Here is a 25,908-nt window from a genome sequence, read left to right on the forward strand (position 1 = left end):
GTTTGTAATTTAGAGATTAACCTTTTGCTTTAGCTATTACGTCTTCTGAAATATTTGACGGACATGCTTCATAATGTGAAAATTCCATTGAAGAAGATGCTCTACCTGAAGACAATGTTCTTAATGTAGTAACATAACCGAACATTTCTGATAAAGGAACTGTTGCTTTTACAACTTTTGCACCTGCTCTGTCATCCATTGCATTTACTTGTCCTCTTCTTCTATTTAAATCTCCAACAATATCTCCCATGTTTTCTTCAGGAGTTACTACGTCAATTTTCATAATTGGTTCAAGAATAACTGGCTTACAACCTTTAGCTGCAGCTTTGTATCCTAATTTAGCCGCTAATTCGAATGATAATTGATCCGAATCCACCGCGTGGAAAGATCCATCAAACAATTCAACTTTTAAACTATCCATTTCGTATCCTGCTAAAGGACCATTCTTCATTGCTTCTTTGAAACCTTTTTCAACTGAAGGAATAAACTCTTTAGGAATATTACCACCTTTAATAGAGTTGATGAATACCAATCCTGGTTTATCATCATCTGCAGGTCCCATTGTAAATTGAATATCAGCAAATTTACCACGACCACCCGATTGCTTTTTATAAGACTCACGGTGTTTAGTCTCTTGTGTAAGTGCTTCTTTGTATTCTACTTGAGGTTGACCTTCATTTACTTCTACTTTAAACTCACGTCTTAAACGATCTACAATAATTTCTAAGTGTAACTCACCCATTCCTGAAATAATTGTTTGACCTGAAGCTTCGTCAGTTTTTACTGTAAATGTAGGATCTTCTTCAGCTAATTTAGACAAAGCCATTCCTAATTTATCAACGTCTGCTTTTGTTTTAGGTTCAACCGCGATACCAATAACTGGATCAGGGAAATTCATAGACTCTAATACAATAGGGTGTTTTTCATCACACATTGTATCTCCAGTTCTAATATCTTTAAATCCAACACCTGCACCAATATCTCCTGCTTCGATATAATCAATAGCATTTTGTTTATTAGAGTGCATTTGGTAAATTCTTGAGATACGTTCTTTTTTACCAGAACGACTGTTCAAAATATAAGAACCAGCATCTAAACGACCTGAATATGCTCTAAAGAAAGCTAAACGACCAACATAAGGATCTGTTGCAATTTTAAAAGCTAAAGCTGCAAACGGCTCATTAACAGATGGTTTACGTAATTCTTCTTTTTCTGTATTTGGATTGATTCCTTTTACACCTTCTTTATCAGTTGGTGAAGGTAAATAACGACAAACAGCATCTAATAAGAACTGAACACCTTTATTTTTAAATGCAGAACCACAAACCATTGGAATGATAGACATATCCATTACAGCAGCACGAAGCGCAGCATGCACCTCATCTTCAGTAATAGAATCTTCATCTTCCATATATTTTTCTAAAAGGTTTTCATCATATGCAGCAACTTCTTCAATAAGTTTACCACGTAATTCTTTAGCCTCTTCTTTTAAATCTTCAGGAATATCAACAATATCGAAAGTAGCTCCCATAGTATGGTCATGGAAAATTACCGCACGATTCTTAATTAAATCAACAATTCCTTTGAAGTTTTCTTCATCACCAATATTGATAACGATAGGCACTGCATTAGAACCTAACATTTCTCTTACTTGTGTACAAACATTTAAAAAGTTTGCACCTTGACGGTCCATTTTATTTACGAAACCAATTCTTGGAACTTTATAGTTATCAGCCAATCTCCAGTTAGTTTCAGATTGAGGCTCAACACCATCAACTGCACTAAATAAAAATACCAATCCGTCTAAAACTCTTAACGAACGATTTACCTCTACAGTAAAATCAACGTGACCAGGAGTGTCAATGATGTTAAAGTGATACCCTTTTGCATCTGCAGTTGGTTCCCCGTTTTCAGTTGGGAATTTCCATTCGCAAGTTGTAGCAGCTGAAGTAATTGTAATACCTCTTTCTTGCTCTTGCTCCATCCAGTCCATTGTTGCAGCACCATCATGTACCTCTCCAATTTTATGAGAAACACCAGTATAATAAAGGATACGCTCTGTACACGTAGTTTTACCAGCATCAATATGAGCTGCAATACCTATGTTTCTTGTATATTTTAAATCTCTTGCCATCTTTATTTATTAAAATCTAAGGTGAGAGAATGCTTTGTTAGCATCAGCCATTTTGTGAACATCAATTCTTTTCTTAACAGCAGCACCTTCTTCTTTTGCAGCAGCTAATACTTCACCAGCTAAACGCTGAGCCATTGATTTTTCATTTCTTTTTCTTGAATAAGAAATTAACCATTTAATCGCGATAGAAACCTTACGGTCTGGTCTAATTTGCGATGGAATTTGGAATGTTGCACCACCAACTCTACGGCTACGAACCTCAACTTGTGGCATTACGTTACTCAACGCATCTTTCCAAATTTGTAATGATGTCTTTTCGTCATCTTGTTTTTTCTGTTCTACAATGTCTAGTGCATCATAGAAAACTTTGAACGCTACAGATTTTTTACCATCCCACATCAAGTTGTTCACAAAACGTGTAACTAACTGATCGTTAAATTTTGGATCCGGTAAAAGAACTCTTTTTTTCGCTGCTCTTTTTCTCATGTCTTTACATTAAAGTTTTTAAATTACTTTTTAGGTGCTTTTGTACCATATTTAGAGCGACGTTGTGTTCTTCCATCAACACCTGCAGTATCTAATGCTCCACGAACAATATGATATCTAACTCCTGGTAAATCTTTAACCCTTCCACCTCTAACTAATACTATCGAGTGCTCTTGTAGATTATGTCCTTCTCCAGGGATGTAAGCGTTCACTTCATTACCGTTTGTTAACCTTACCCTTGCAACTTTACGCATTGCTGAGTTTGGTTTTTTTGGTGTAGTAGTGTAAACACGTGTACATACTCCTCTACGTTGAGGACAAGAATCTAAAGCAGCCGATTTACTCTTCTTAGTTATTTTGGTTCTTCCTTTTCGTACTAATTGCGAAATTGTTGGCATACTAAAATTTTGTTATAAATTACTTTTATTTTTCTTAGGTCTTTTCTAAGAGTCTGCAAATGTACAAATTATTTCTTGTTAACCAAACACCAAGTTTAATTATTTTTATAATTGATTTTTAAATAGATATCTATATCTTCACACCGTAAATAATTATATGTTAAAAAGCATTCTTAAATTTTTAGTCTTCGGATTCATTTTTTTTATTTCTTTTGAAACAATTTTCGCTCAAAACTTAACGCTAATTGTACATTCAAAAGACAGCACTAATATGGCTGTTTTAAAAAAAATAGCTTATATAAAGAAACACCCAAATAAAATAAGCGCATTAAATGAGGTTGATTCTATCTCTACAATAATTACAAAATTAGGCTACATTAACAACACCTATTTATTAACTGAAAAAGATTCTATTATTGACTGTGAATTTACACTGAATAAAAAAATAGAGATTATTAGAGTTTATTATCCAGAAAATTCGATTGACCAAAAAATACTTAAGCAACTAGCCTTAAATACAAGCAATTCATATTTTGATATTTTTTTCAACTCCATAGAAAATACCATTTATCAATTAATTCAATATTTTGAAAATTCAGGTCACCCATTTACTTCAATCTATTTAAGCGATATTTCGCAACAAAATGATTTACTATCAGCAAAACTCAATTTAAATATTTCTTCAAAAAGAACCGTTGACAATATTATAATTAAAGGATATCCTGAATTTCCTGAAAAATATCTAAAACATTACCTAAACATCAAAACCAACGAAACTTTTAACATCAACGATTTAACCAAACTAAGCGAACTTATAAATACAATTCCTTTTATAACTCAAATAAAAAAACCTGAAGTATTATTTACCAAAGACTCCACTTCACTATACCTTTATTTAACAAAAAAATCTAATAGTAATTTTGACGGTATTATCGGCTTTTCAAATGAAGACAATAGAAGTAGCATTCAGTTCAATGGGTATTTGGATTTAAATTTAAACAATGTTTTAAACAAAGGTGAATCATTTGGCATACATTGGGAAAACACCCAAGACTTAAATTCATCTTTAAAATTAAACTTCAACTCACCATATATATTCAATAGCAATTTTATTTTTAACGGCAGCTTTTCAATTTTCAGACAAGACAGTTCTTATGTAAATACAAACGGACATATAAAGTTGGGGCACGAAATAAATCAAAAAAATCTAATTACACTCACTGGCTCAAATGAAAAGTCAAATCTATCATCAACATCAAACACAAGCAACAACACCAATAGCTTCACAAAAAAAATGTTAGGTGTTTCGTACACTTTCAATATTCCAGAAAAATCGATATATAATAATAGGTATAAATTTTATGTTGATACCGGTTTTTTAATTGGCAATAGAAAAAGTGAAAATTCAAAAACACAACAAAACATATTTGAATTATCAGCAAACTACATTGCAAACTTAAATACACGAAATTCCATATTACTAAAAACAACTACCCAACTTTTAAACACATCAAATCCATTTGAAAATGAGCTTTTCAGAATTGGCGGTATCAACTCAATAAGAGGTTTTAACGAACAAAGCATCCTAACATCAAAATACAACATAACAACAATTGAATATCATTATTTAACAAATAAAACCTCTTACCTATACACCATCACAGATTTAGCTATTCTAAATAACATCAACACACAAACTACAACACAAATTTACGGAGTAGGATTGGGTTATTTTTTAACCACAAAACGAACAATTTTAAATTTAAGCTACGCTGTTGGCTCAAATTACGACACCTCGTTTAATATCAACAATTCAAAAATCCACATTAAAATAACTTACCCGTTTTAAGAATAAATTATGTTAAAATTTTAACATAACAGAGCCTTTACAACAACTTAACACACCTTTCGCATACCATTTTAACATTCAAATACTCAATACAAAACCCGCAAATCGGCTATTTTAACATATATTAATGTTTATTTAACATTATTTAAGAATTTAACATATAATAACTTGCTTTATTAACAAATTATTAAGATTTTTGATATAATTAATTCAAATATTTATATAAATGAAAACAAAGTTTAATGGTTTTTTAACGCTTTTACTAGCGCTGGCCGTGCAATTAACATTTGCACAAGAAAAAACTGTTACTGGTAAAGTTTCCGACGCAAGCGGAGCTCTACCTGGAGTAACAGTTGTAGTTAAAGGTACCAATACAGGTACACAAACAGATTTTGATGGTAATTATTCTATCAAAGCTAAAACGGGTGACATATTACAGTATAGCTTTATTGGAATGAATCCCATCTCAAAAACAGTAGGAGCGTCTAACACTATAAACGTAGCAATGACTGAAAGTGCTCAACTACTTGATGAAATAGTAGTTACAGCATTAGGGATTTCTAGAGATAAAAAATCTTTAGGTTATGCTACTCAAGAAGTAGGCGGAGAGGAATTAACGAGAGTTAAAACTGAAAACTTTGTAAATTCACTTTCAGGTAAAGTTTCTGGAGTTCAAATCAAAACAAACACAAATATGGGTGGGTCTACCAACGTGGTTATTAGAGGTAATGCCTCTTTAACAGGTAGCAACCAAGCTTTATTTGTAATTGATGGTGTTCCAATTAGCAACACAAATAGTAACGACCCTAATCAGGCAGAAGCTACTGGTGGTTATTACGATTACGGTAATGCAGCATCAGATATTAACCCTGAAGATATTGAAACTATAAATGTGTTAAAAGGTGCAGCTGCATCTGCATTGTATGGTTCAAGAGCCGCCAATGGTGTTATTATGATTACCACTAAAAAAGGGAAAAAGTCAAATGGTTTTGGCGTAACAATAAACTCAGCTGTAACAGTAGGAAATATTGACAAAAGTACTTTTACAAAATACCAAAATCAATATGGTGCAGGTTATGGTCCTTATTATGATGGACCTAATAGTCAGTGGTATCTTGAAGACATTACTGGAGATGGAAATGACGACCAAGTAGTAGTTTACACCGAAGATGGCTCATATGGTGCAGCCTTTGACCCAAACTTATTAGTTTATCAATGGGATTCTTTTGATGTTGATTCTCCAAACTATAGAAAAGCAACTCCATGGGTAAACGCAAAAAATGGTCCTATCACGTTTTTTGAAACACCTGTTACTTTAACCAACTCTGTCGCCCTTGACTACGGCTCTGAAGAAGGATCTTTTAGATTGGGTTATACAAATTTTGATCAAACTGGTTTAATGCCAAATAGCTCAATTAATAAAAATAATTTTACAATGGCTGGTAGCTTTAAATTTAAAGAAAAACTAACCGCATCAGCAAGTGCAAATTATGTAAACACAAGAGGTAAAGGTCGTAATTCAACAGGTTATAACGACAACATAGTTGGTATGTTCAAACAATGGTGGCAAACAAATGTTGATATTCAACAACAAAGGGAGCAATATTTTGCAACTGGAAGAAATGTAACTTGGAACCCTTCATCTTCTGAATCAGGTTCTCAACCAATTTTCTGGGACAACCCTTATTGGACTAGATATGAAAATTACCAAACAGATTCAAGAGATCGTTTTATTGGTAACATTTCATTAACTTATGAAATTTTAGATTGGATGAGCATAACAGGTAGAGTAGCTACTGATACTTATTCTGAACTACAAGAAGAAAGACGCGCTAACGGAAGTGTACCTAGTGATTTTGGAATTAGCAGAGGAACTGTTGATTCTGGGTATGGAAGAAAAAACATTCAAAATACCGAAACCAACTATGATTTAATGCTTAACATTGACAAAGATCTTAGCGAAAAATTCAATTTAAAAGGTATTATTGGTACAAATATTAGAAGAAGCCACTTCGAATCAGTTTACGCTTCAACTGCAGGAGGATTGAGCGTTCCTAAACTATATTCATTACAAAACAGTATTGGACCACTACCGCTACCTGTTGAAGTTGCAGAAAAAATTGGTGTTGATGGTATTTATGCCAGTGCATCATTAGGCTATAACAACTTAGTTTATTTTGACGCAACTATTAGAAGAGATCACTCTTCAACATTACCTGAAAAACATAGCACATTTTATTACCCATCATTTGCTGGTAGTTTTATATTCAATAAATTAATAAATAAAGACTGGATCTCTTTTGGTAAATTTAGAATTAACTACGCTGAAGTAGGAAATAGTGCTCCTTTCGATTATTTATACGACACTTACGTTGTAAACATACCACCAGGATCACCAAGCACTTCTGTTGGCAATATCAAAAAGAATCCAAATTTAAAACCTGAAAAAACACAAAGTATTGAAACAGGTGTTGAAATGAAATTTTTACGCAATAGATTAGGATTTGATTTTGCTTACTACAAAAACAATTCGATAGATCAAATATTTGGAGTTCCTGTTTCTAGAGCTACTGGTTATACTTCAAAAGTTTTAAATGCTGGTGAAATTGAAAACAAAGGTTTTGAAATCACTTTACAAGGAACACCTGTTCAAAATAATGATTTTAATTGGAATATTGGCGTAAACTGGTCTAAAAATAAAAACACTGTTATTTCATTAGAAGAAGGTGTTGAAAACTTACAATTAGGTAATTTCCAACAAGGTATTACAATTAACGCAAGAGTTGGACAGCCATATGGCGTAATTCAAGGTACAGATTACACTTACTTAAACGGACAAAAAATTGTTGATGCTAATAGCGGAGAATATTTAAAGACTGCAACATCAGATGTGATTATTGGAGATACAAATCCTGACTGGTTAATGGGTATTTCTAATAGTTTTAACTATAAAAACTTTTCTTTATACATGTTAATTGATATTCAACAAGGTGGAAGTATTTTCTCTCTTGATCAAGCATATGGTTTGGCTACTGGATTGAATGAAGAAACTGCATTTATAAACGATCTTGGAAACCCTGTAAGAAATTCACTTGCTGATGGTGGAGGTTTTATAAATAAAGGGGTAAACTCAGATGGATCTGTTAATGAAACTAGAATCAACGCAAACAGATATGGAGCATTTGGATACCGAAGAGGATTACCAAATTCAGCTTTTGTATATGACGCTAGCTATGTTAAACTTCGCCAAGTTGCACTAACATATAATTTTACAAAAGAAATATTAGATAAAACTTTTTTAACAGGTATATCTCTAAGTTTAACTGGTTCAAATGTTTGGATTATTAGCAAAAATCTTCCACATGCAGACCCTGAGTCTGGATTGTCATCTGGTAATTTGCAAGGATATTCTACAGGATCTCTACCTACAACAAGAGATTTTGGTTTCAATATTAAACTACAATTTTAAAAAAATATAATGATGAAAAAAATAATAGTATTTATCATAGCAATAGCTTTTGCTTCTTGCTCTTCTGATTTAGAAAATTTAAATCAGAACATTAAAGATCCAGCAGCTGTTCCTGGAGAGAGTCTGTTTACGGGCGCTCAAAAAAATTTAGCAGACCAAATGGTTGATTTAAATGTAAATATCAATAACACAAAGTTATGGTCACAGTATTTACAAGAAACAACCTATACCGATGAAAGTAATTACGATCAAACTACAAGATCAATACCTGACACACATTGGAGTGTACTTTACAAAGATGTATTAAAAGATCTTGATGAAGCAGCTAAAGTAATTACAAACACCACTTATACAACTCCTGAACTTGAGGCGTTAAAACCAAATAAATTGGCAATTATAGAAATATTGAATGTTTTTGCATATGCTGTTCTAATTGAAACTTATGGTGACATACCTTATACTGAATCTTTAGACTCAAACAATTTATTACCTAAGTATGATGATGGTGAAACCACCTACAAAGCTCTTATAACAAGATTAACCACGGCTATTAACAACCTAGATACTAGCAAGAGAAGTTTTGATGGAGCTGATAGAATTTATAAAGGAGATGTAATGTCTTGGAAAAAATTTGCAGCATCATTAAAATTAAGAATGGGAATATTATTAGCCGACACTGATAATGCATTTGCAAAATCGACAGTTGAAAGTGCTGTTTCTTCTGGTGTTTTTACAAGCAATAGTGACAATGCAGGTTATATATATTTGTCTGCTGACCCAAACACAAATCCAATTCATGACAATTTAGTTTTAAGTGGAAGACACGATTTTGTTGCAGCTAAAACAATTGTTGATATGATGAATTCTTTAGGAGATTACAGAATATCATCATACTTCCTACCAACAAGTGATGGAACTTATGTTGGTGGAGCAATTGGTACAGAAGCAACTTTTACAGCTCACTCACAAGTAACGCCTCGAGTTGAAAATGCTGTTGAACCAGGTATTATCTTAGATTATGCTGAAGTTGAATTTTTATTAGCTGAAGCTGCAGCCAGAACATTTAATGTTGGCGGAACTGCAAAAGAACATTATGACAAAGCAATTAAAGCTTCTTTTGAATTCTGGAATGCATCAAACGTAGATGACTATTTAGCTCAACCAAATGTAGATTACGCTACTGTTCTTAGTGCAAGCACTGCTACAACACCTTGGAAAGAAGTTATTGGAAATCAAAAATGGCTGGCATTATTTAATCGTGGTCTTGAAGCTTGGACATCTATTCGACTTCTTGATTTTCCTATCATGGCGCCAGCAGCTGAAGCAGTTTCTGGTTACCCAAATAGATATACTTACCCAGTAGTTGAACAAACTTTAAATCCTACAAACTACAATGCAGCAGCAACAGCTATTGGTGGAGATCTTCCTGAAACTAAATTATTTTGGGATAAATATTAATCAATAACCTGTTTCATTTATCATTTTATTTCACAAGAAATAAAACAAAAAAAGGTTCTAAAATTTTTTTAGAACCTTTTTTCATATATTTGATTTGGGCTTTTTATAAAGATTAACAAATTTACATTTACAACTCTTAAATCTACTTCAAAAAAATTATAACTTAAGAATTGAAAATGACATAGTTAACATATATTTAACAACTTAACGCAACCTTTACCACTATTCAGCATCTTTACGGTATAACCACATTAGCACTCAAATACTTAATAAAAATCTATAAATTGGCTATTTTAACAAATATTGATGTTTTTTTAACATTATTTAAGATTTTAACATATAAAAGTTTGGTTTATTAACAAATTATTAAGATTTTTGGCGTGATTAATTCAAATAATTATATAAATGAAAACAAAGTTTAATGGTTTTTTAACGCTTTTACTAGCGTTGGCAGTGCAATTAACGTTTGCACAAGAAAAAACTGTTTCAGGAAAAGTTTCCGATGCAAGCGGAGCCTTACCTGGAGTAACAGTTGTAGTTAAGGGTACCAATACAGGTACACAAACGGATTTTGATGGAAATTATTCAATAAAAGCTAAGACTGGAGATGTTCTTGTATACAGCTTTATTGGAATGAATCCTATCTCAAAAACAGTAGGAGCGTCTAACACTATAAACGTAGCAATGACTGAAAGTGCTGAGGTACTAAACGAAGTTGTAATTACTGCGATGGGAATTTCTAAAGAAAAGAAAGCGCTTGGTTATGCCGTTGAATCACTTGATGGTGATGAAATAACAGAAGCAAGTGTGGTAAATCCAATGAATGCGTTACAAGGTAAAGTATCTGGTGTTGACATCTCAACTGCACCGGGACCTGGAGCTACTCAAAACGTTATTATTCGTGGTGCTTCTTCTTTTGGTAGCAACCAACCTTTGTATGTTGTAGATGGTTCTCCATTAACTAACGCACAAAACCGTGCTGGTGACAACCTTAACTCTCAAGTCGATTTTGGTTCTGGTATCAATGCCATTAACCCTCACGATATTGAAAACTTAACAGTGTTAAAAGGTGCAGCAGCAACAGCTTTATACGGATCTCGTGCAGCGAATGGTGTTGTAATGATTACAACTAAAAAAGGAAAAAGCGGTAAGTTAAATGTTACTTTTGATTCTTCTTACGGTGTTACACAAGTTGGAAGATTACCAGATGTACAAACTCAATTTGGTCAAGGTTGGAGCGGAGATAGAGCTCTTGATGAAAATGGAAACTGGGGAGCTGCTTATGATGGAGTTGACAGAGTTTGGGGACAAGTTATTAACAACAGTCAACAAATTAAACCATATGTTTTTTTAGATGGAACATTTAGAGATTTCTATGAATATGGTGAAAATACTCAAAACTCTTTATCTCTTTCTGGTGGTAGTGATACAAGTAATTACTTCCTTTCTCTTTCTCAATCGGCTATTGATGGAGTTATTCCTTCTGACAAGGATACTTACAAAAGATATACAATTGCAACAAGAGGGTCACATACTTACAATAAATTAACAATTAGTTCTTCTGTAAACTTCAGTTTGGAGAACACGCGTTCTGTACCTTCTGGACAAGGCACATCTGTTCACCAATCTTTATACGAAATAGCAAATGACATTTCTATTGTAGATTTAGAAGATTATAAAAATAATCCATTCAATACTTTAGATGGTTACTTTACTCCTTATGGTGTAAATCCTTATTATATTTTAGACAATGATGGAGCCAAACAAAAGAAATTTAAATTTTTCGGTAAATTTCAATTAGATTTTGACATTCTTGAAAATTTAAAAATGTCTTATAGATTTGGTGGGGATTTTGAAACAAGTACAAGTGATACCCACAAAGGAATTATTGCATTTAGTCCTGATTCTCCAAACTTTGGCTCAAGTTCTGAAACTCCTGGAAATTATTCAGAACAAAGAATTAACAGAGCTCAAATGGATAATGATTTCAGTTTTAAATACAATCAAGCTTTAAATGCTAATTTTGACTTAAATGCCATAGTAGGTTTAAACGTAAATGATAGAGAAACCAATTCATTAACTGGAAGAATTACTTCTATTGACGTACCTGGTTTTTACAATTTAAACAACAGTTTAACTCCTGCAGAAGCTAGCCATACACACGATCACAGAAGATTGGTGGGACTTTATGCAAGTTTAGATTTTTCTTTTAGAAATTACGCTTATTTAAACCTTACTGGTAGAAACGACTGGTCTTCAACATTACCAATAGACAACAATTCTTTTGCATATGGTGGTGCTACATTGAGTTTTATACTTACTAGTTTCCTAAAAGATCAAGATGTAAATACTGGCATCTTTAATTTCACCAAATTAAGAGTTGCTTATGGTTCTACAGGTAATGATCCTGAACCATATGTTGTCTATGACAGATACGTTCCTGGATACTCAACAAACCCTGGATTTCCTGATGTAGATGATCTAACTTTCCCATTAGGTGGTGTAAACTCTTATACAGCATCTAATGTTTTAGGAAATTCTTCAATTAAACCTGAATTTACTACTGAATTTGAAGTCGGAATTGAAAACTCTATGTTAGACAATAGAATAGGTTTTGATTTTTCTTATTATAATAAATTTACAGAAGGTTTAATTGCTGCTTTACCTCTTGATCCATCAACTGGTTACACTTCAATAACTTCAAATTTAGGTGATGTAAGAAATAAAGGTTTCGAGGCTAGTTTAAACCTTGTACCTGTAAAAACCGAAAATTTCACTTGGGATTTAAATATGAACTACTCTCAAAACACAAATACAGTTGAAAAACTTGATGTTGGTGAAGTATTTTTAGGAGGATTTGGAACTGGAGGTATATATGCAATTGAAGGAAAATCTTTAGGTCAATTTAAATTTGCTGTTGCTGAAAAAGTTGATATTAACGGTGAAGAATTCACAGTTGTTGACGGTACAGGAATACCACAACACACTACAGATCAAGAATTGTTAAATAAAGACATCAATGAAAAGTTTAGAGCAGGTTTAACCAATACTTTTACTTGGAAAGACTTATCTCTTTCTGCTACTTTTGACTATAGAGATGGAGGATATATGTTCTCTGGAACTAAAGATTATATGCACTGGACTGGAAGCTCTCCAGAAAGTATTTTAAACGACCGTAATCCATTTATTATTCCAAATTCTGTAAAAAGAAACGCAGATGGATCTTACAGCGAAAATACAACTCCTGTTGACCCTACAGCTTTACATACATTTTATAGCAATGGTGGTTTAAACGGAGATGACTATGCTGTAATTGATAAATCTTACCTTAAATTAAGAAACATCACTTTAGCTTATAATCTTCCACAAAGTATGATTGAGAGCTTAAATGTTAACACTATTAGATTTTCACTAACGGCAAGTAATTTCTTATTATGGACTCCAGGTGAAAATGCTTATATTGATCCAGAGACTACTACATTTGGTAATGATGTGGCAGCTAAATTTGGTGAATTTAGAGCAAACCCAACTAATGAAACTTTCACTTTCGCTCTAAGTATTAATTTCTAAAAAATAAAATAATGAAAAAACATATATTAAAATTTACATTGATTGCGTTGATGTTTGTTACAGGGAGTTGTGGCGAATATTTAGACATAAATCAAGATCCTGATGTACTCGGCTCAACCGATGCGCCAGAAATTTTACTTCCATCTGCACAAGTAGGATTAGGAAATAACCTAATGGGATGGGATCTTGGCTTTGGAGGCGGATATTGGAGTCAATATTACACACAATCTTACACTGCCTCTCAATTTAAAAGTCTTTGTGAGTATCAAGAAACTAGTTTTTCTAATGCTTACCAAGGATTAACAACTGGTACACTGGTAGATTTAAAAAGAATTAAATCATTATCTCAGGATCCAGAAAATTTAGGATACTATTATATTGCTGAAGCAATGTCTATTTTTACTTGGCAAATAATGACAGATCTTTGGGGTGATATCCCATACACAGAAGCCCTAAGAGGTGACGAAGGTATTAAATCTCCTGTTTTTGATAAAGGTGAAGATATTTATGCAGATTTAATGGTTCGTATTGATGCTTTATTAGCAATTGACCCAACAAGTGCAAGTGTTAAAGAAAATTTTGATTTTCTTTATGGAGGAGACTTAAATCAATGGGTGAAATTTGCAAATTCTGTTAAATTAAAGTTGATGATTCGTCAATCTGAAACATCAAATTACAACAATGGAACAGCACTTGCTTTTGTTAAATCAAAAACATTTTTAGATACTTCTGCTAAAATTGCAGGTACTTATTGGGATGACACAAAAGAAGGTAAAAAACACCCGATGAGAGAATTCTCTACAGGTGGTGCAAATTATTTATCTACAAACGTAATTGGATGTAAAAGTTTTATCGACTATTTAAAAGTAAATAGTGACCCTCGTATTGATGTATTATTTGAAGCTCCAGATGGTGGTCATTTAGGTGCTTTCTTTGGTGATTTTGACTCTAAAGAAGACTCTAGTCTTAGTGGTACAAAGGACGAAGATGAAGACTATAGCCAGACTGTTTATACTGCAGATATGGATTTAATGATAATGTCTGATTGGGAAGTTAATTTTTATATTGCTGAAGTTTATGCAAGAGCTAACGATTTAGTTAATGCTAAAATGTACTATGACAAAGCAGTAACAGCTTCTTTAACTCAAAATAAGATTGATGATATGACAATTATTACTTCTGGATATGCGATGTGGGTAAATGGTACAATGGAAGAAAACATCAAACAAATTGCGATGCAAAAATGGGTAGCAAATGCTAATTACCAACATATTGAATCTTTCTTAGAGCGCAATAGAACTAAATATCCTGCTGTTAACAACATAGATATTAAAAGTGATAGAAATGCTGCATATTTAGCATTCCCTGTTGGTGATTTAACAATTTCTGTAAATGGTAGAGATAAAACAAATGGATTCCTTCCTGCAGCTCCTGTTTATCCAAACAATGTGTTAACCAGAAATAATAACGCACCTAGTCAAAAAGTTGATTTATTAGAGAAAATCTGGTGGAATCAAAAAGTAGGAAAATAAACTTAAATATAAAAAACAATGAAAAAATTCATTTATAAAATAATACCAGTAGTACTTATTTTTATCACATTTATTTCTTGTGATAAAAATGATACTCTAGGTGTTTCAAGAATAACCTATTACAACGAAATTGAACTTATTGGTGATGAAAATTATGTTGTAAATAATGGAGATCCATACGTTGAACCTGGTGCTATAGCTACCGAAAACGAAGAAGATGTAAGTGAAAATATTGTAATTACTGGAGATGTAGACACTTCAACAAATGGTTACTATTCTGTAAGCTATTCAATTAAAAATGTTGATGGGTTTTCGAAAGTTATTACAAGAAATGTATTTGTATTGCCTAAAGACAGATCTAAATCAAACATTTATGTTGGTACATATACTGGAGAAGTAAGTACTGGAGTTCATGCTGATGCTACTGAAATTTCACACTTAGGAAATGGTTTATATTATTGTACCGACTTTATTGGAGGCCGCTATAATATAGGTTTTGGATACGGCCCAGTATATAAACTTAGTGGATATTTTTATGTAAACGGTGATGGATTAAGTCACAATGCATTAATTATAAATTCTGTTTGGGGTAATTGGGATATGCATAGTCCAACATTATCAGGAACTACATTTAGCCATGGAGTATCTTTTGGTGGTGGTACTATTAGATCTGTAAAATTAATTAAACAATAAATTAAGAAACATGAAAAAAAATATAATATATATAGTACTTCTGTTCTTTTCATTTACAATAATTTCTTGTGATGAAGAGTTAGACATCTTTGATAGCAATACATTAAGTTATTCAGGGACTTATTTTTGGCAACTTTTGGATGAGACAAATACCGATGTTTATGTAGACTATGATCATAACATACAACTTCTAATTTACAACACTTCAGACAACGTAGAAAATGAAGTGTGGATTGAAGATACTGACCATGTTTTTCCTTTAAAAAGTAAATTCTTTTTAACCGGAACTTCAACATCTTTTAAATCTAGTACTGAAGATTTTAATAATTTACCTAATAACTTACTTGCTGTTGAAGCACCAGATGATAAACCTACTGGTTTAAATCAAACAACAACAGATGCTCGTGATTATGTTAGAAGTTTTATTGTAGAAGGTAAAATTTTACCAAAAGCTGCTACAACCATTAGCGGAAATCCAGTTGACAGCATTTATGTTAAAATAAAACTACTTAGTGGTGATGTTACTTTTACAAGTTACAGTGTACCTGTTGAAGAAAGAGCTGATCCTGAAGTAGAAGAATTCGATTGGAAATTTGCTTCTGCAACTTATGACAATACTTTAGATGAAACTTATGTTATTTCTGGTCACAGAAAAACAGGTTTTGCTGAAGACGATCATTAATTGATTTTTTTTAATAAAATAAAAACCACTGCACTTGCAGTGGTTTTTTTATTCCCATAATATAACTACATTTGCTGCATGGAAAACGAGGAATCAAAAATATTTGGAATACGCGCTGTTATTGAAGCTATCAACGCAGGTCAAACAATTAGCAAAGTCTATTTACAAAAAGGCTTAACTGGTCATTTATTTTCTGAATTAAATTCATTAATAAAAGCAAACAATATAGCCACTAGCTATGTACCTGTTGAAAAATTAAACAGACTTTCTAAAAATAGCAATCACCAAGGTGTTGCTGCACAAATATCTCCTATTGAGTTTATAGATTTAGAAAAATTAATTGAAACTACTTTAGAAAAAACAGCAACTCCCCTATTTTTATTACTTGACCAACTTTCTGATGTTAGAAATTTTGGTGCTATTATTAGAACTGCAGAATGTACTGGTGTAGATGGCATTATTATTCAAAAACAAGGCAATGCACCTGTTAGTGCAGATACTATTAAAACATCAGCTGGTGCGGCATTTAAAGTTCCTATCTGTAAAGTTGACCATATCAAAGATGCTATTTTTCAATTACAAGCTGCCGATATACAATTGGTTGCTGCTACTGAAAAAACAGAGCAATTAATTTACGATATTGACTTAAAGGCTCCTACTGCTATTGTAATGGGTTCTGAAGATAGAGGTATCAATCCTTCTATTTTAAAAATTGTAACTCATAAAGCTAAATTGCCGTTGCTAGGTACCATAGAATCATTAAATGTTTCTGTTGCCTGTGGTGCTTTTTTATATGAAGCTACCCGCCAACGTTTAAAATAAGACTCTATCATAAATTTCAAAAGTCGGTCGACTTATAAAATAAGTCGACCGACTTTTGAAAAAAGTTGTACAACTAATTTTAAAAGGTGTACATCTTTTTAAAATTGTTGCACATTAATTAAGTTCAGACAACTCATCTTCTTTATTTTCTTCAGGTTCAGGTGGATTAAAATTTCCATTTTCATCAAATAATTTTTCAAATTCAGGATTTTCTGAATAACTAAATTTTTCGGGCTGTGGTCCTTCTTTTTTGAATATAAAAGCAAAAAGGAATCCAACAAAAAAACCAGACAAATGTCCTTCCCACGAAATACTTTCTTCAACAGGAAAAACATACCAAATCATACTTCCATATAAAAAAACAACTACCAGAGATAAAGCTATTAAGCGGTAATATTTTCTAAAAACACCGCTAAAAAATATAAAACTTACCAAAAAATACACAACGCCACTTGCTCCAATATGATAAGATGAACGAGCAAATGACCAGGTTAAGATTCCTGTAAACAACAACCCAGTAATAAGCACTTTATTGGCTATTTTACTGTAGAAATAATACAAACTCCACAGCATAGCTAACAACGGAATTGAGTTGTTAAATAAATGTTTTGCACTACCATGAATAAACGGTGAAAAAATTACCCCTCTTAAACCTTTTATGGTTTGTGGGTAAATGCCATATTTATTGAAGTTGAATCTGAACTGAATTTCAATAAAATATAGAAACCAAATTACAACTACTGCTATAACAGGAATGTATAATGATTTTGATTGAAATGAAAACTTAGTATCAGACATATTACAAACATACAATTTATTATGAATTGAAAAAAAACAAACCTAACAGGTTTCTGAAACCTGTTAGGTTTTCAGATTGAAACTTTGCGTTAGGGATTGCAGCGGTATCCTTTTTTTGGTATGTAACAAAGTGGAATACCTAAAAAAGATTTAGCGGAAAGCCCGACACAAATGCAATGTAGTGTAACGCCCAAAACAATATTATTACTATTTTTACAGTATGAATGAACCTTTAGCAGAGCGAATTCGTCCTAAAAATTTAGACGATTATATTAGTCAGCAACATTTGGTTGGAAAAACTGGCGCATTAACGCAACATATTAAGCGTGGTATAATTCCATCGCTTATTTTATGGGGGCCTCCTGGTATTGGAAAAACTACATTGGCAAATATTATTGCCCAAGAATCTAAGCGTCCGTTTTATTCATTAAGCGCAATCAATTCAGGTGTAAAAGATGTGCGCGATGTTATTGACAAAGCGAAACAAAGTGGCGGCCTATTTACAACAAAAAACCCTATTTTGTTTATTGATGAGATTCATAGATTTAGTAAATCACAACAAGATTCGCTGTTAGGAGCCGTTGAAAAAGGTTGGGTTACGTTGATTGGTGCAACTACCGAAAATCCGAGTTTTGAAGTAATACCCGCACTACTCTCTCGTTGCCAAGTGTATATTTTAAATTCGTTTAGTAAAATCGATTTAGAGGCCTTGTTAAAACGTGCTTTAGAAAAAGATGACATTATATCTAAAAAACAAATTGAAATAAAAGAGACAGAGGCTTTATTACGAATTTCGGGAGGTGATGCTCGTAAATTGCTCAATATTTTTGAATTGGTAGTGAACTCTGAAGATGAGCCGATAGTAATTACCAACGACTTGGTTTTGGCTAAAATTCAAAAGAATACTGTTTTGTACGATAAAACAGGAGAACAACATTACGATATAATTTCGGCTTTTATAAAATCAATCAGGGGAAGTGATCCCAATGGAGCTGTTTATTGGCTGGCTCGCATGATTGAAGGCGGAGAAGATGCAAAATTTATTGCAAGAAGGCTGTTAATTTTAGCTTCGGAAGATATAGGAAATGCAAATCCTACAGCTTTGATTTTGGCAAATAACACTTTTCAGGCAGTAACAACCATTGGTTTTCCTGAATCTCGCATTATTTTAAGTCAGTGTGCTGTGTATTTGGCTACCTCACCAAAAAGCAACGCTTCGTATGAAGCTATAGGCAAAGCACAAGCTTTGGTAAAAGAAACAGGCGATTTATCTGTTCCATTGCATTTAAGAAATGCACCAACCAAATTGATGAAAGAACTGGATTATGGCAAAAATTATAAATATGCCCATAGTTTTGAAAACAATTTTGCTGAACAAGAGTTTTTACCCGATGAAATAAAAAACACTACATTTTATGAACCTGGAAATAATGCTCGCGAAAATAGCTTTAGAGAGTTTTTAAGAAAACTTTGGAAAGGTAAATACGGTTATTAATGTTTATTGATTTGCTGAATTATTTTACCTGATAAATTATAAAATTCGTACTTAGTTAAAAGTAAAAAGGCTTCCAAATTGGAAGCCTTTTTTATCAATTATAAAATAAACTATTATTTTACTTCTTCAAAATCAACATCTTCAACGTGGTCTGAACCTCCGTTAGGTTGTGCTTGTCCAGCATCACCTTCAGGTGCGCCTTGTGCTTGACCTGCTTGCTCTGCTTTGTACATTTCTTCACTAGCAGCTTTCCAAGCTTCGTTAATTTTCTCCATTGCAGCATCAATTAAAGCCAAATCTTTAGATTCGTGTGCTTTTTTCAATTCTACCAAGGCAGCTTCAATAGGCTCTTTTTTATCAGCTGATAATTTTTCACCAAACTCTTTCAATTGCTTTTCAGTTTGGAAAATCATAGAATCTGCAGCATTTACTTTTTCAGCAGTTTCTTTTGCTTTTTTATCAGCATCTGCGTTAGCTTCAGCATCAGCTTTCATTTTTTTGATTTCTTCTTCTGTTAAACCAGATGAAGCTTCAATTCTAATATCTTGCGTTTTATTAGTAGCTTTATCTGTTGCTGTTACGTGAATAATACCGTTAGCATCAATATCAAAAGTTACTTCAATTTGAGGTGTACCTCTTTGTGCTGGTGGAATACCATCTAAATGGAAACGACCAATTGTTTTGTTATCGGCTGCCATAGCACGTTCACCTTGTAACACGTGAATTTCAACTGATGGCTGATTGTCTGCAGCTGTAGAGAATACTTGAGATTTCTTAGTAGGAATCGTAGTATTAGCCTCAATCAACTTAGTCATTACGTTACCCATAGTTTCAATACCTAATGAAAGTGGTGTAACGTCTAACAACAATACATCTTTTACATCACCAGATAAAACTCCACCTTGAATAGCTGCACCAATTGCAACAACTTCATCAGGATTTACCCCTTTTGAAGGCGCTTTACCAAAGAATTTTTCAACAGCTTCAACAACCGCAGGAATACGTGTTGAACCACCAACTAAAATAATTTCGTCAATATCACCAGTTGATAAACCAGCATTTTTCAAAGCTGTTCTACAAGGCTCAATAGTTCTTTTAATTAAATCGTCTATTAACTGCTCAAATTTTGCTTTTGTTAAATTACGTACCAAATGTTTTGGACCTGTAGCGGTTGCAGTAACATATGGCAAGTTAATTTCAGTTGAAGCAGAAGAAGACAATTCTATTTTTGCTTTTTCAGCAGCTTCTTTTAAACGTTGTAAAGCCATTGGATCTAAACGTAAATCAATACTTTCGTCAGCTTTAAATTCTTCAGCTAACCAATCAATAATTTTTTGATCAACATCATCACCACCTAAATGTGTATCACCATCTGTTGACAATACTTCAAAAACACCATCACCTAATTCTAATATTGAAACGTCATGCGTTCCACCACCAAAGTCAAATACAACAATTTTTTGATCTTGACCTTTTTTATCTAAACCATAAGCCAATGCAGCAGCAGTAGGTTCGTTGATAATACGACTTACTTTTAAACCTGCAATTTCACCTGCTTCTTTAGTAGCCTGACGTTGAGAATCGTTAAAGTATGCTGGTACAGTTACAACTGCTTCGGTTACTTCAGTACCTAAATAATCCTCAGCAGTTTTCTTCATTTTTTGAAGAATCATTGCTGAAATTTCTTGAGGTGTGTACAATCTTCCGTCAATATCTACTCTTGGAGTATCGTTGTCTCCTTTTACTACTTTGTAAGGCACACGTTCAGCCTCCATTTTACTTTCAGAATATTTATTTCCCATAAAACGTTTAATTGAATAAACTGTTTTTGTTGGATTTGTAACTGCTTGACGTTTTGCAGGATCACCTACTTTTCTTTCACCATCCTCTAAAAATGCTACAATTGATGGCGTTGTTCTTTTTCCTTCTGAATTAGGAATTACAACTGGCTCATTACCTTCCATTACAGAAACACAAGAGTTTGTTGTACCTAAATCAATTCCTATTATCTTACCCATAATTTAATATTTTATATTGTTTCTAAATTAATTTTTTAAATCTACACCTAGCAAATGACAATGATTATGCCATTACAAAAAATATGTCAACTTGTCAGAATTATATTTAATCTTTAATCTTACTGTCACAAACAAAAACAATTATACTGTAATAATTTCCGAAAATTGGCACTTATTTTTATTACAATAATAGTATGCATTAAAATTAGATTGACAATTATGACATTTAAACCTGATTTGGATTGTTCAATATTTAATGCAAGATAAATAGTTGTAAAAAAATATATAATTTAATATTTGAACATTTACAAAACCACCTTATTTAAAGTAAAGTAATATTAAAGACTATTGACCTAAATAAAATAATTGGTATTGTAAAAATAAATTACCTCTTTTAATAAATATTATTTATATTTGAGGATAACACTTTATTAATTTAAAAAATAATTACTTATGAGTAAATTCGATGAAAAAGTTGCACAATACGAAGCTGAAATGCAAAAATTAGGTCTTAACTGCGACATAGATTTATTAACTAAAGTAACAAAAGGCTTGGGACCTTCAATATACAAAGCTGATGCCGAAACGGTATCAGGAAGTGATCAAAAAGAGCTTGATACTGTAAAAAACAACTTTTTAATTAAAAAGCTTGGACTTGCTGATGGTGCAAATTTAGACAATGCCATTGCTAGCGTTATTGAAAAAGTTGGAAAATCTAACAGAAATAAATACAGAGCAATTTTTTATTATTTATTGGTAAAAGAATTAGGTCAAGAATCTAAATACTAACACATTACACTAAATAATTAAACATAAAAAAACCCGCAAATTGCGGGTTTTTTTATTATATATCTTCATCTGAATCTTCATCAACAATATCATCAATATCATCTGGATCGTGAACATCGTCAAAGTTATCTTCATCAGCATCGTAATCTTCCATAGTTTCTTCTAATTTTAAACTGATTTTTACCAAATACATGGTATCTTCAGTTGAAACTTCTACTGCTCTAATGTTTTCTCCTTTTGCATTTTTAAAATTAATAATGTCTTTATAACCGTATCCATTAGGAAATTTTTCAACCAACATATTTAAAATGTCTTCGGTTAGTTTACTATAATCTACAATAACTCTTTTCATTATCAATTACATGTTTAATAAATAAGCAAAAATTAAGGGTGCAACAATAGTAGCATCAGACTCAATAATATATTTTGGCGTATTGATATCTAATTTACCCCAAGTAATTTTCTCATTTGGAACAGCTCCTGAATACGAACCATAACTTGTTGTTGAATCCGATATTTGGCAAAAATAACTCCAAAAAGGTGTGTCAGTTCGCTCCATATCTTGATACAACATAGGAACTACACAAATTGGAAAATCACCAGCAATACCACCTCCTATTTGAAAAAATCCGATCCCGTTTTCAGAATTTTGAGTATACCAATCAGCTAAGAAAGTCATATACTCAATACCAGATTTCATAGTGCTTGCTTTTAACTCACCTTTTAACACATATGATGCAAAAATATTACCCATAGTACTGTCTTCCCAACCTGGAACAACCATTGGTAAATTAGCTTCAGCAGCAGCGATCATCCAGCTATTTTTTGGATCAATTTCATGGTATTGGTCTAAAACACCAGAAAGCAATAATTTATACATAAACTCATGTGGAAAATAGCGTTCACCTTTGTCTTCAGCATCTTTCCAAATTTTAAAAATATGCGCTTGCAAACGTCTAAATGCCTCTTCTTCAGGAATACAAGTATCTGTAACCCTATTCAAGCCTTTTTCTAATAAATCCCACTCATCCTGAGGTGTTAAATCTCTGTAGTTAGGAACTCTTTTGTAATGTGAATGCGCTACTAGATTCATAATATCTTCCTCTAAATTAGCACCTGTACAAGAAATTATTTGTACTTTATCTTGGCGTATTACCTCAGCAAAAATTTTTCCTAATTCTGCTGTACTCATAGCACCAGCTAATGAAACCAACATTTTAGAACCTTTAGCTAACTGATTTTCATATTCTTTTGCTGCATCAACAACAGTTGCAGAATTGAAATGCAAATAATACTTTTCAATAAATTGAGAAATTGCTCCTTTTTTATTCATAATCTTCGTCTTCAAATTTTGAGTTTTTTTGATTTGGATCTTTAAATCCATCTACATCTTCATAGTCATTTGCTTCTGAGTTTTCAAACTTATAACTCAACATTTTATAATATAATTTAGCGGCTACTAAATCAGATGATTTGTTCTTTTCATTTGGACACAATTCAGCGATATCAAAACCAACTACATTTTTTTCATTGAAAGTTTTTTGTAAAAACTCCAATGTTTCAAACCAAAGTAAACCTCCTGGTTCAGGAAAACCTGCAGATGGCATAATTGAATGGTCAAAACCAGCTAAATCTATGGTTATAAACACATTTTCTGTCATTAAATCAATGGCATTTTCCATCCAATAATCGTCTTGAGCCAACTGATGAGCAAAAAAAGTTTTTTCTTCCTCAATCATAGTTTTCTCAATCTGACTCATACTTCTAATACCAACTTGAATTAAATTTGTATTTTGACTAGCTTCGTACAATGCACATTTACGATTTGCAGATGATCCTTGATATTCCTTCTTTAAATTGGTGTGAGCTCCAATATGCACCACTGTTAGGCTATTAAAACATTCATTAAATGCTTTTATAGAACCAATTGACATAGAATGCTCTCCGCCAAAAAGGGTTACAAACTTATTTTTTTTAATATAAAATTTTGTCAATGTATGAACTGCCTCTACCATTTTTTCAGGAGATGCATTTTCAGTCACAGGATCAGCTAAATAAATTCCATTTTTATAAACTTCAGAGTCTGTTTCAATATCATACAACTCAATATTTTCTGATGCTTTCAAAAAAGCCTCAGGACCATTGCTAGCTCCTTTTTGCCAAGTACTTGTTCCGTCATAAGGAACTGGTATTAAAACTATTTTTGAAGTTTCAATTTTACCAAATTGTTCAGGAATTCCTGCATACGTTCTTTTATTCATAACCTAATATTTTTAAAAAGTCATTTGCTGTTTGTTTTTCTTTAAAAACTTTATATTCTAATTTATTTTCGCTATTTTTTGATATAATAATATGTTGTGGCTGTGGTATTAAGCAATGTTGCAAGCCTCCGTAACCACCCAACGATTCTTGATAAGCACCTGTATTAAAAAAACCTATATACAATGGTTTATCTTCTTTATATGTTGGCAAATAAATGGCATTTATGTGTTGGTCTGAGTTGTAATAATCATCACTATCACAAGTTAAACCTCCTAATAAAACACGCTCATAATTATCATTCCATCTATTTAATGGCAATAATACAAAACGCTTATTAATTGCCCAAGAATCTGGTAAAGTTGTAATAAATGAAGAGTTAATCATATTCCATTTTTCTCTGTCATTTTGCTTTTTTTGGTATAAAACCTTGTAAATAGCACCACCACTTTCACCAACTGTATAACTACCAAATTCTGTAAAAATATGTGGAACTTGTACTTCTGCTTCTTCACAGGCTAATTTTATTTGAGAAATAATTTCATCAATCATATACTCATAATCGTAATCAAACGCCAGCGAATTTTTTATAGGAAAACCACCACCTATATTTAAACTATCTAATGATGGACAAATTCTTTTAAGACTGATATAAACCTTCAAACATTTATTCAACTCGTTCCAATAATAAGCATTGTCTTTAATACCTGTGTTTATAAAGAAATGCAACATTTTTAAACTTACTTTGCTGTTTTCTTTAATTTCACGTCTATAAAAATCTACAATGTTTTTGTATCCAATACCCAATCTTGAGGTATAAAATTCAAATTTAGGTTCTTCTTCAGAAGCGATTCTAATTCCGATATTGATTTTTTTTCGAAGCCCTTCAGTTAACAAACCAATTTCTTCATAATTATCAATAATAGGAATACAGTTTTTATGCCCGCTATTTATTAAACTTTGAATATTTTTAACATACTCTTCGCGTTTAAAACCGTTACATAAAACAAAGGTTCTATCAGAAATTTTACCGTCTTTTTTTAAGCTTTCAACAATATTAATATCAAAAGCTGAAGAAGTTTCAATGTGGATATCATTTTTTAAAGCCTCATCTAAAATATGTTTAAAGTGAGAACTTTTTGTACAATAACAATAATTGTATTTACCTTTATATTTGTGCTTGCGCATAGACTTGGCAAACATTTCTTTTGCTTTTTGTATGTTTTCGCTAATTTTAGGTAAATATGTAAATTTTAAAGGTGTGCCATACTCTTCTACCAATTTCATAGTATCAATATCATGAAAATGTAAATTTTTTGCAGTATCTACCTTAAATTCTTCTTGAGGAAAATCGAATGTTTGATTGATTAAATCTATATATTTTGTATTCATTTAGTATTAAAATTATAATTGATAAGCACTTTTAAAGGTTCCAAAAAAGTTAAATGTGTATTAC

Annotated in this window: 19 protein-coding genes; 10 read left to right on the forward strand and 9 right to left on the reverse strand. The window is 32.2% G+C overall.

Annotated elements, in window-relative coordinates; all coding sequences use genetic code 11:
* Positions 1 to 16: 16 nt before the first annotated feature.
* Genes fusA through rpsL form a run of 3 tightly spaced genes read right to left on the reverse strand, consistent with a single transcriptional unit; the run spans position 17 to position 3,018 of the window.
* Positions 17 to 2,134: an elongation factor G gene (gene fusA, locus EC396_RS05895; protein WP_129365780.1), complete on the reverse strand. Its 2,118-nt coding sequence runs from the start codon at positions 2,132 to 2,134 to the stop codon at positions 17 to 19.
* Positions 2,135 to 2,143: 9 nt separating this feature from the next.
* Positions 2,144 to 2,620 carry a 30S ribosomal protein S7 gene (gene rpsG, locus EC396_RS05900; RefSeq protein ID WP_129365781.1) on the reverse strand — a complete coding sequence of 159 codons (477 nt, stop codon included), beginning with the start codon at positions 2,618 to 2,620 and terminating at the stop codon, positions 2,144 to 2,146.
* A 23-nt stretch (positions 2,621 to 2,643) separates the two neighbouring features.
* Positions 2,644 to 3,018, reverse strand: a complete 375-nt coding sequence (gene rpsL / locus EC396_RS05905; protein WP_129365782.1) for a 30S ribosomal protein S12 — start codon at positions 3,016 to 3,018, stop codon at positions 2,644 to 2,646.
* Between the two features lie 271 nt (positions 3,019 to 3,289).
* Between rpsL and EC396_RS05910 the strand changes: the two genes are divergently transcribed.
* From EC396_RS05910 to rlmB, 8 genes are all read left to right on the forward strand, one after another.
* Positions 3,290 to 4,867 carry a hypothetical protein gene (locus tag EC396_RS05910; RefSeq protein WP_129365783.1) on the forward strand — a complete coding sequence of 526 codons (1,578 nt, stop codon included), beginning with the start codon at positions 3,290 to 3,292 and terminating at the stop codon, positions 4,865 to 4,867.
* A gap of 226 nt (positions 4,868 to 5,093) precedes the next feature.
* Positions 5,094 to 8,336: a SusC/RagA family TonB-linked outer membrane protein gene (locus tag EC396_RS05915; protein WP_129365784.1), complete on the forward strand. Its 3,243-nt coding sequence runs from the start codon at positions 5,094 to 5,096 to the stop codon at positions 8,334 to 8,336.
* Between the two features lie 12 nt (positions 8,337 to 8,348).
* Positions 8,349 to 9,794 carry a SusD/RagB family nutrient-binding outer membrane lipoprotein gene (locus tag EC396_RS05920; RefSeq protein ID WP_129365785.1) on the forward strand — a complete coding sequence of 482 codons (1,446 nt, stop codon included), beginning with the start codon at positions 8,349 to 8,351 and terminating at the stop codon, positions 9,792 to 9,794.
* A gap of 405 nt (positions 9,795 to 10,199) precedes the next feature.
* Entirely contained in the window at positions 10,200 to 13,364 is a 3,165-nt protein-coding gene (locus tag EC396_RS05925; RefSeq protein WP_129365786.1) for a SusC/RagA family TonB-linked outer membrane protein, read from the forward strand.
* A gap of 11 nt (positions 13,365 to 13,375) precedes the next feature.
* The gene (locus EC396_RS05930; RefSeq protein WP_129365787.1) at positions 13,376 to 14,896 is read left to right on the forward strand and encodes a SusD/RagB family nutrient-binding outer membrane lipoprotein; all 1,521 of its coding nucleotides are present in this window, start codon (positions 13,376 to 13,378) and stop codon (positions 14,894 to 14,896) included.
* A gap of 18 nt (positions 14,897 to 14,914) precedes the next feature.
* Positions 14,915 to 15,589 (forward strand): immunoglobulin-like domain-containing protein, encoded by a 675-nt coding sequence (locus EC396_RS05935; RefSeq protein ID WP_129365788.1) that lies wholly within the window; start codon positions 14,915 to 14,917, stop codon positions 15,587 to 15,589.
* A gap of 10 nt (positions 15,590 to 15,599) precedes the next feature.
* Positions 15,600 to 16,271: a lipid-binding protein gene (locus EC396_RS05940; protein ID WP_129365789.1), complete on the forward strand. Its 672-nt coding sequence runs from the start codon at positions 15,600 to 15,602 to the stop codon at positions 16,269 to 16,271.
* 78 nt (positions 16,272 to 16,349) lie between these two features.
* The gene (gene rlmB, locus EC396_RS05945; RefSeq protein ID WP_129365790.1) at positions 16,350 to 17,093 is read left to right on the forward strand and encodes a 23S rRNA (guanosine(2251)-2'-O)-methyltransferase RlmB; all 744 of its coding nucleotides are present in this window, start codon (positions 16,350 to 16,352) and stop codon (positions 17,091 to 17,093) included.
* Positions 17,094 to 17,207: 114 nt separating this feature from the next.
* On the opposite strand, the gene EC396_RS05950 is transcribed toward rlmB, so the two are convergent.
* The gene (locus tag EC396_RS05950; RefSeq protein WP_129365791.1) at positions 17,208 to 17,891 is read right to left on the reverse strand and encodes a rhomboid family intramembrane serine protease; all 684 of its coding nucleotides are present in this window, start codon (positions 17,889 to 17,891) and stop codon (positions 17,208 to 17,210) included.
* Positions 17,892 to 18,111: 220 nt separating this feature from the next.
* Here EC396_RS05950 and EC396_RS05955 point away from each other — a divergent pair, with 220 nt between their 5' ends.
* Positions 18,112 to 19,386 carry a replication-associated recombination protein A gene (locus EC396_RS05955; protein ID WP_129365792.1) on the forward strand — a complete coding sequence of 425 codons (1,275 nt, stop codon included), beginning with the start codon at positions 18,112 to 18,114 and terminating at the stop codon, positions 19,384 to 19,386.
* 113 nt (positions 19,387 to 19,499) lie between these two features.
* Here the strand turns inward: EC396_RS05955 and dnaK are convergent, their stop codons facing one another.
* Positions 19,500 to 21,404 carry a molecular chaperone DnaK gene (dnaK, locus tag EC396_RS05960; RefSeq protein WP_129365793.1) on the reverse strand — a complete coding sequence of 635 codons (1,905 nt, stop codon included), beginning with the start codon at positions 21,402 to 21,404 and terminating at the stop codon, positions 19,500 to 19,502.
* Positions 21,405 to 21,857: 453 nt separating this feature from the next.
* Here dnaK and EC396_RS05965 point away from each other — a divergent pair, with 453 nt between their 5' ends.
* On the forward strand, positions 21,858 to 22,193 hold the full coding sequence (locus EC396_RS05965; protein WP_129365794.1) for a DUF2853 family protein: 336 nt from the start codon (positions 21,858 to 21,860) through the stop codon (positions 22,191 to 22,193).
* Between the two features lie 55 nt (positions 22,194 to 22,248).
* On the opposite strand, the gene EC396_RS05970 is transcribed toward EC396_RS05965, so the two are convergent.
* The 4 genes from EC396_RS05970 to EC396_RS05985 are packed head-to-tail and all read right to left on the reverse strand — an operon-like array spanning position 22,249 to position 25,844.
* Positions 22,249 to 22,545: a hypothetical protein gene (locus EC396_RS05970; protein ID WP_129365795.1), complete on the reverse strand. Its 297-nt coding sequence runs from the start codon at positions 22,543 to 22,545 to the stop codon at positions 22,249 to 22,251.
* Between the two features lie 6 nt (positions 22,546 to 22,551).
* Entirely contained in the window at positions 22,552 to 23,526 is a 975-nt protein-coding gene (locus tag EC396_RS05975) for a deoxyhypusine synthase family protein (RefSeq protein ID WP_129365796.1), read from the reverse strand.
* Positions 23,519 to 24,454, reverse strand: a complete 936-nt coding sequence (gene speB, locus EC396_RS05980; RefSeq protein WP_129365797.1) for an agmatinase — start codon at positions 24,452 to 24,454, stop codon at positions 23,519 to 23,521. The genes EC396_RS05975 and speB overlap by 8 nt, the downstream gene beginning before the upstream one ends.
* The gene (locus EC396_RS05985) at positions 24,447 to 25,844 is read right to left on the reverse strand and encodes an arginine decarboxylase (protein ID WP_129365798.1); all 1,398 of its coding nucleotides are present in this window, start codon (positions 25,842 to 25,844) and stop codon (positions 24,447 to 24,449) included. The genes speB and EC396_RS05985 overlap by 8 nt, the downstream gene beginning before the upstream one ends.
* Positions 25,845 to 25,908 lie beyond the last annotated feature (64 nt).

This window comes from Lutibacter sp. HS1-25 (genome assembly GCF_004121075.1).
GTDB lineage: Bacteria > Bacteroidota > Bacteroidia > Flavobacteriales > Flavobacteriaceae > Lutibacter.

Coding starts and splice junctions, on each gene's coding strand:
- fusA (WP_129365780.1), bottom strand. CDS start 2,134: ATGGCAAGAGATTTAAAATATACAAGAAACATAGGTATTGCAGCTCAT.
- rpsG (WP_129365781.1), bottom strand. CDS start 2,620: ATGAGAAAAAGAGCAGCGAAAAAAAGAGTTCTTTTACCGGATCCAAAA.
- rpsL (WP_129365782.1), bottom strand. CDS start 3,018: ATGCCAACAATTTCGCAATTAGTACGAAAAGGAAGAACCAAAATAACT.
- EC396_RS05910 (WP_129365783.1), top strand. CDS start 3,290: ATGGCTGTTTTAAAAAAAATAGCTTATATAAAGAAACACCCAAATAAA.
- EC396_RS05915 (WP_129365784.1), top strand. CDS start 5,094: ATGAAAACAAAGTTTAATGGTTTTTTAACGCTTTTACTAGCGCTGGCC.
- EC396_RS05920 (WP_129365785.1), top strand. CDS start 8,349: ATGAAAAAAATAATAGTATTTATCATAGCAATAGCTTTTGCTTCTTGC.
- EC396_RS05925 (WP_129365786.1), top strand. CDS start 10,200: ATGAAAACAAAGTTTAATGGTTTTTTAACGCTTTTACTAGCGTTGGCA.
- EC396_RS05930 (WP_129365787.1), top strand. CDS start 13,376: ATGAAAAAACATATATTAAAATTTACATTGATTGCGTTGATGTTTGTT.
- EC396_RS05935 (WP_129365788.1), top strand. CDS start 14,915: ATGAAAAAATTCATTTATAAAATAATACCAGTAGTACTTATTTTTATC.
- EC396_RS05940 (WP_129365789.1), top strand. CDS start 15,600: ATGAAAAAAAATATAATATATATAGTACTTCTGTTCTTTTCATTTACA.
- rlmB (WP_129365790.1), top strand. CDS start 16,350: ATGGAAAACGAGGAATCAAAAATATTTGGAATACGCGCTGTTATTGAA.
- EC396_RS05950 (WP_129365791.1), bottom strand. CDS start 17,891: ATGTCTGATACTAAGTTTTCATTTCAATCAAAATCATTATACATTCCT.
- EC396_RS05955 (WP_129365792.1), top strand. CDS start 18,112: ATGAATGAACCTTTAGCAGAGCGAATTCGTCCTAAAAATTTAGACGAT.
- dnaK (WP_129365793.1), bottom strand. CDS start 21,404: ATGGGTAAGATAATAGGAATTGATTTAGGTACAACAAACTCTTGTGTT.
- EC396_RS05965 (WP_129365794.1), top strand. CDS start 21,858: ATGAGTAAATTCGATGAAAAAGTTGCACAATACGAAGCTGAAATGCAA.
- EC396_RS05970 (WP_129365795.1), bottom strand. CDS start 22,545: ATGAAAAGAGTTATTGTAGATTATAGTAAACTAACCGAAGACATTTTA.
- EC396_RS05975 (WP_129365796.1), bottom strand. CDS start 23,526: ATGAATAAAAAAGGAGCAATTTCTCAATTTATTGAAAAGTATTATTTG.
- speB (WP_129365797.1), bottom strand. CDS start 24,454: ATGAATAAAAGAACGTATGCAGGAATTCCTGAACAATTTGGTAAAATT.
- EC396_RS05985 (WP_129365798.1), bottom strand. CDS start 25,844: ATGAATACAAAATATATAGATTTAATCAATCAAACATTCGATTTTCCT.